The sequence below is a fragment of the Kitasatospora sp. NPDC059408 genome (genome assembly GCF_042751525.1).
GTDB lineage: Bacteria > Actinomycetota > Actinomycetes > Streptomycetales > Streptomycetaceae > Kitasatospora.
On record NZ_JBHYWI010000091.1, the window covers coordinates 25,638 to 32,032 of the forward strand.

Consider the following 6,395-nt stretch of genomic DNA (forward strand, 5'->3'; position numbering starts at 1 on the left):
AATGGCCCGCGCTCCGGCCACCACCGCATCCGTCCCCATACCGACGGATCCTGGCAGACTGGCGCCATGACGAGGAAGCCGATGATCGTGCTCACCGACACCGTGGACGCTTCGGCCGACCGCGTGTTGGACCTCATTGCCCGCACGTTCAGCGGAGTCGTGGGGCTGGATCCGGCACGGGCCGAAATCGACCGGGAGCAGGGCCGGTTCGCCTATCAGGGCGGCTGGTGGTACCGCGGAGAGTACGAGGTCACCGAGGAGGCCGGGCGCACCAGGGTCACGCACCGGGTTTTCAACGTGGCCGGCCGGGGCAGCAGGTGGGCCGTCCCCTTGGCCAACAAGTTCTTCTTCGGCTTCCGCGAGCGGACCGAGGCGGGCTTTCGCGAGCTGCTGCACGAGGCCGGTCGGGACCACTGACTCCGGTACCGCATGGCGCACGAGAACTCCCGCGTCCCGGAAGGCGTTGCGCCCCGACCCGGCAGCTCGATCGTCCCGGCCGGGCGGCGGTCGTGTTTGAGGACGGTGGCCGGGTCGGCGGCGTGGGGGCGCGGCCGTCGTCAAAGGCGTCGTCGGCGTCGTCGCCGCAGTCGTCGAACAGGTAGCGGGGCCGGACGTCGGGCTCGGCGGTGCGGACGCCCCTGGGTGCTCCCCCGCGCCTACCCGGCGTAGGCCGGGATCGGTTCCGTTCCCGGGCAGCAGACGGTGTCCTCGTCGGCGATCACCTCGATGCAGCCCCCGCAGAGCCACACCGTCTCGGGCTCCACGGGCCCGGACGCGGACACCGCGTTGTCACGTACCGTCAGCTGCCAGGTGTCCCAGGACTCCTCGCCCTGGGCGTCGATCACGCCGTCGAGCACGTGGTCGAAGGTGAAGTCCCCGAACCCGGGCTGGCCCTGGGCGTGGGCGCCGGGCTTGAGGAAGTGGTCGATCAGGTAGGCCATCCACTCGGGCGCGTCGTAGAACTTCTCGTGCCCGTTCCAGGCGATCGCGGCGCCGTCGTCCGTGGGCTCCCACTGGCACCACAGGCCGGGCTGGCCCGCCGGGGGCCTGCCGGAGTCGCGGACGTCCGGGTCGGGGCCCTGTCCCGCGTGGCCGGTGCCGTCGACGTAGTAGGGGCCGTTGGCACGGTCCATGCGCCGGGTGCCGGCGAACTTCCGCAGGTAGGCGGCCTCCTGCTCGTTGAGTGGCGGCTCGACGGCGATCCGGCCGGTGAATTCCGTGGTGTAGCCCATGCCCGGGATCGTAGCCAGGCCCTCCGACATCCCGGACCGGCCCGACGGGCGGAGGGCCGCCGTGACGGGTGTTCAGCCGCCGGTGCGCGCCGGCCTGGGAGTGTCCGGCTGCGGGGCGCCGGGGCGGACGGGATTGCGGGCGGGGCCGCGGGGACGGCCGAGGAGGACGCCGGCCAGGACCAGGACCAGTCCGGCCCCCTGCCGCGCGCCCAGGTGCTCGCCGCCGAGCGCCGTGCCCAGCAGCACCCCGGCGAGCGGGTTGAGCAGGCCGAACAGACCGACGGTGCCGGCCGGCAGGTGGCGCAGGCCCGCGAACCAGAGCGCGAACGCGAGCGCGGTCGCGACCACGGTCACGTAGCCGAAGGCGAGCAGCACACGCGCGTCCATGGCGGGCGGCGGGCCTTCGGCGGCGGCGGCCAGCGGCAGCAGGAGCAGGCCGCCGGCGGTCAGCTGCCAGGAGGTGGCGGCCAGCGGGTCGGCGCCCTCGCGCCAGCGCGCGGCCAGGACGTAGCCGACGGAGGAGACGAGCATGGCCGCCGTGGAGGCCGCGAGCCCGCCGGCGGTCACCGTGGCGCCGGAGCCCAGGAGCATCAGCGCGACCCCGCCGAGCCCGACGAACGCGCCCGCCAGGTGGGCGCGCCGGGGGCGCTGGCCGGCCAGGGCCCAGGCGGTGAGCAGCATGGCGAGCGGGGAGGCGGCCATGACGGTGGCGGCGGTGCTGGTGGGCAGCTGCTGGGAGGCGAGGTAGAGCAGGACGAAGAAGACGGCGGTGTTGAGGGTGCCGAGCAGGGCCGAGCGCCACCACCAGGGGCCGTGGGGGCGGCGGCGGGCGAGGGCGAGCAGGAGCAGGCCGGCGGGCAGGGCGCGCAGGGCGGCTCCCCACAGGGGCTGGTCGGGGGGCAGCCAGGCGCGGGTGACGTAGTAGTTGGCGCCCCAGGCGAGGGGGGCGAGGGCGGTCAGGAGCACCCACCGCAGATTACCTTCCATGGAAGCCAATATAGCTTCCCGGGAAGCTATGCGCGCTACGATGGGCACCATGGAGCCGAAGCACCCCGCCCCGCAGGACCCGCAGGACCCCCACCGGCAGAACCCGCAGGACCCCGCCCCGCAGGACTCACAGGCCCCCGACCGACAGGACCCGCAGGGCCCGCCGGGCCCGGACCACGTGGCCGCGATCCAGGCCGAGTGGCGCCGCGAGCGTCCCGACCTGGACGTCTCCCCGCAGGCCGTGATCGGGCGCCTGCACCGCCTGGCCGCGCGCCTGACCGGCGAGCTGAACCTGGTCTACGCGCGCTACGGCCTGGGCGAGGGCGAGTTCGACGTCCTGGCGGCGCTGCGCCGGGCCGGGGCGCCGTACGAGCGGGCGCCCGGGGAGCTGGCGGCGCACACGATGGTGACCACCGGGGCGATGACCAAGCGCATCGACCGGCTGGAGCGGGCCGGGCTGGTCACCCGCCGCCAGGCCGAGGGCGACCGGCGCGGGCGCGTGGTCGCGCTCACCGGGGCGGGCGTGCGGCTGATCGACGAGGCGTTCACCGCGCACATGCGCAACGAGCACCGGCTGCTCGCCCTGCTCGACCCCGGGCAGGCGCGCGCGCTGGAGGGGCTGCTGACCGTCTGGCAGCAGCGCCTGGAGGCGGGCCCGGACACCGGCCGCCCGGACGGCGGCCACCGACCCGCGCGGGCCCGCACAATGTGACGCATGACCAGCACCCCTGCGCCGCAGCCCCCGTCCGGCACCCCCTCCCCCGCGCCGCCCTTCTTCACGGAGAGCCCGGCGGCGCGGGCGGACCGGCGGCTGATCGAGCTGCTGCAGGAGCTGCGGGTGCTGCAGACCGGGGTGCAGATCGTGTTCGCGTTCCTGCTCGGGGTGGCCTTCACCCCGCGCTTCGCCGAGCTCGGCGACCTGCAGCAGGACGTGTACGTCACCACGCTGCTGCTGGCGGTGCTGGCCTCCGCGGTGTTCGCGACGCCGGTGGCGCTGCACCGCGGCCTGTTCCGCCACCCGGGCAAGGAACGGATCGTCAGGGTGTCGGTGCGCATCGCCCAGCTCGGCCTGGTGCTGCTGGCCTCGGCGCTGAGCGGCGCGGTGCTGCTGGTGCTGGACGTCGTCCTCGGCACACCGGTGGCGCTGGTGATCTCCGGGGTGGTGGCGCTGGTCTTCGCGGGCCTGTGGTTCGTCCTGCCGTGGGCGGTGCGGCGCCCGCTGGAACGCGAGGCCACGGCCGCCGGAACAACGGTGATCAAGCCGTGACCTGCACGAATTTCAGTTCACCCGCGACCGGCCACTAGCGTTTGCCCGTGAACAGCAGTAGCAGCAACAGCAACAACAGCAGTGACGACCGCGGCGGCGAGCTGCCCCGGGTCTGGCCGCGCAACCTGGCGTACGCGGCGGGCGCGGCGGCGGTCGCCTTCGCGGTGATGCGGGTCCTCCAGCCCGCCGGCGACGACGGCACCCCGGCCGCGAAGCCCGCCCCGGCGCCCGCCGCCTCCACCCCCGCGCCCGGCGCGCCCGCCTCCGCCCCCTCCGCCCCCTCCGCCGCCGCTTCGGCCTCGCCGGGCGCGCCGGGCGTGCTGGCGCCGATCGCGCTGGAGGACGCGTACCCGGCGCAGGTGACGGCCGGCGGCATCGTCTACACCCGGGTCGGCTCGAAGACGCTGACCACGTGCACGAGCGCGGACTCGGTGGGCCCGCGCCTGATCGCGCTGGTGAAGCAGGGTCACGGCTGCCTCAGCCACCAGGTCGCCCTGTACAAGGACGAGCGGAGCAACCAGTACAACCTGTCGGTGTTCACCTTCAGCGACCCCGCCGACACCGCCCACGTGCTCACCCGGCTGGCCGCGGACATCACCGACCACCAGGTCGGCGCCCAGGCCCCGCCCCCGGGCGCGGGCCTGCCCGTCCTGCCGGCCGACAGCGGGATGGTGCAGTCCTTCGCGGGCGCCGGCCGCGCGATGATCGTCGGCCTCGGCCAGTGGTCCGACGGCCACGCCACCGACTACCAGCACCTGACCGACCGTCTGAGCCCGCTGCTCGACGCGGTCTCCAAGAAGGCCCTGGCCCACGAGACCGGCAAGCCCCCCGCCGGCGCGAGCTGACCGAAGGCCGCGGGCGCCGCGATCACCGCCCGTACACGCACACACCGAGGCCCTGCCGCCCCCGTGACACGCGGGGGCAGCAGGGCCTCGGCGCTCTCCGGACGAGGCCTGCGGGAATCCCCGGACGCCGAATGCCCCGCAGGAGCGCCGGAACCCGGAGCGCCGGAGCCCGCAGGGCCGGAAGACGGCCACCGCCGCGGCACCGCCTCCCCGGGACCGCACACCCCGCACACCCCGCACACCGAAATGTCCGGGAAAGCTCCCCGACTCTCCTTCGTCCACGCCTGATCCGAGTACGCGGCGAACGCACGGCACACGATGCGAACCGTCCGGAGAACGGGACGCGCAATTCCCGGCCGTGGCGCGAACCGGCTCTTCAGGTTTCCGCAACGGTCTCCAACACCCCGGTACGCGCCGGGCCGCAGTACCCCGGCAACCCCCGGACCAGCGCGGGAACCTGCGTGATCATGCAGATCGCCGAGGATTTCCGGCCAAGATCCCCAACGGGCGCAGCCGTTTCTGCACGTCCTGTGATCTCCTACTCTTTGGCTTTGCCTTACTCCCCCATGACCTTCGGTCAGGTGTCCCGGGGGAACGATGCGGGCCGTCCCGGGCGCATTGCACCGCAAGGTCCGCATGCGCTGCGGAGCTGCAGAAACGGGGGGATGGGTGCACGGGGCGAGCAGTCCTGCGCGGAGGGGTGCCGCTGTCCTGCCCGGCGCCGCCGTCGGCAGTGCCGCTGCTGCCACCGCCGCCACTGCCGCCGTCATCGTCACTGCCGCCGTCATCGCCGCTACCACCACCGCCGGCTGATCCCGGCCTTTCCCAGGGGGGAACGTTCCCATGTCCCACAGCACTTCGTCCCGTTCGCGCCGCGCGGGCATACTCTGCGTCGCGGTCGCCGCGGCAGCCGGTGCGCTGACCACCTTCTCCGCCGCGCCGGCCGGGGCCGTCGTCGGGGACGCGGCGGCGGACGGGGCGTACGCCTACACCGCGAAGCTCTCGATCGGTGACGGCCTGCGCTCCTGCACCGGTGCGCTGGTGGACCGCAACTGGATCGTCACGGCTGCCGGTTGCTTCTCCGACGACCCGGCGCAGCCGCAGGCGCTGACGGCCGGCGCGCCGAAGTGGAAGACCACCGCCGTCGTCGGGCGCACCGATCTGGCCGGGTCGGGCGGGCGGGAGGTGCAGGTGACGCAGCTGGTGCCGCGGGCCGACCGGGACCTGGTGCTGGCGCGGCTGAGCACGCCGGTGGACGGCATCGCGCCGCTGGCCGTGGCGACGGGCGCGCCGGTGGCGGGCGAGAAGCTGCGTGTGGCGGGGTACGGGCGCACCAAGGACGAGTGGGTGCCGGGCAGGCTCCACTCGGGGGTGTTCGGTCTGGACGCCGTGCAGGCGACGGCCGTCGCCACCAGTGGCCAGAACGGGGCGGCGGTGTGCAAGGGCGACACGGGTGCGCCCACGGTGCGTGAGACGAACGGCAGGGCCGAGCTGGTGGCGGTGGCGTCGCGTTCGTGGCAGGGCGGGTGCCTGGGGGTGGCCGAGACCCGTACCGGGGTGTCCTCCAGCCGGGTGGACGACGTGGCCGGGTGGGTCAACGGCGTCGTGCACAAGCGCGGCGTGCGCGGTGACACGGACGGCGACGGGCGTGCGGACGCGCTCATGGCGTACTACCACGCGGACGGGCGGATCGGTTTCTACACCGCGCCGGGCGACGCGAACGGGCTGCTGGGCGACTTCACGGCCGGGTACATGGTGCCGGCCGAGGGCCACTGGGACCGTGGCGCGATGAAGCTCGTCGCCGGGGACTTCAACGGCGACGGCCGCACCGACCTGGCCATGCTCTACCGCCGCCCCGACGGCTCGATCGACTTCTACACCGCGCTGGCGGACGCCACCGGGCACATCGGCGCGTTCAAGTCCTCCCCCAAGTCGGTTCCGGCGAGCGGCAACTGGGACTGGAACGCGATCCAGCTGTTCGCGGGCGACACCAACGGCGACGGGCGCGACGACGTCATCATGACGTACTACCACGCCGACGGGCGGATCGGCTTCTACACGTCG

General features: G+C 74.2%; 7 protein-coding genes. 5 read left to right on the forward strand and 2 right to left on the reverse strand.

The features are described from left to right. The first annotated feature begins 81 nt into the window (after window positions 1–81). Window positions 82–417 carry a hypothetical protein gene (locus ACFXDE_RS37545; RefSeq protein WP_380446712.1) on the forward strand — a complete coding sequence of 112 codons (336 nt, stop codon included), beginning with the start codon at window positions 82–84 and terminating at the stop codon, window positions 415–417. 239 nt (window positions 418–656) lie between these two features. Here the strand turns inward: ACFXDE_RS37545 and ACFXDE_RS37550 are convergent, their stop codons facing one another. Further along, complete coding sequence (locus ACFXDE_RS37550; RefSeq protein WP_380498844.1) at window positions 657–1,232, reverse strand: hypothetical protein; 576 nt, start codon at window positions 1,230–1,232, stop codon at window positions 657–659. Window positions 1,233–1,304: 72 nt separating this feature from the next. Next, a complete protein-coding gene (locus ACFXDE_RS37555) occupies window positions 1,305–2,219 on the reverse strand; it encodes a DMT family transporter (protein WP_380498845.1) in 915 nt (304 codons plus the stop codon). A gap of 49 nt (window positions 2,220–2,268) precedes the next feature. On the opposite strand from ACFXDE_RS37555, the gene ACFXDE_RS37560 reads away from it, so the two are divergent. From ACFXDE_RS37560 to ACFXDE_RS37575, 4 genes are all read left to right on the forward strand, one after another. Beyond that, on the forward strand, window positions 2,269–2,931 hold the full coding sequence (locus ACFXDE_RS37560) for a MarR family transcriptional regulator (RefSeq protein WP_380498846.1): 663 nt from the start codon (window positions 2,269–2,271) through the stop codon (window positions 2,929–2,931). 3 nt (window positions 2,932–2,934) lie between these two features. Continuing rightward, window positions 2,935–3,486 (forward strand): DUF6328 family protein, encoded by a 552-nt coding sequence (locus tag ACFXDE_RS37565; protein ID WP_380446706.1) that lies wholly within the window; start codon window positions 2,935–2,937, stop codon window positions 3,484–3,486. 47 nt (window positions 3,487–3,533) lie between these two features. Further along, window positions 3,534–4,331: a hypothetical protein gene (locus ACFXDE_RS37570; protein ID WP_380498847.1), complete on the forward strand. Its 798-nt coding sequence runs from the start codon at window positions 3,534–3,536 to the stop codon at window positions 4,329–4,331. A gap of 843 nt (window positions 4,332–5,174) precedes the next feature. Then, on the forward strand, window positions 5,175–6,395 hold a 1,221-nt coding region (locus tag ACFXDE_RS37575), incomplete at its 3' end, for a trypsin-like serine protease (RefSeq protein ID WP_380498849.1).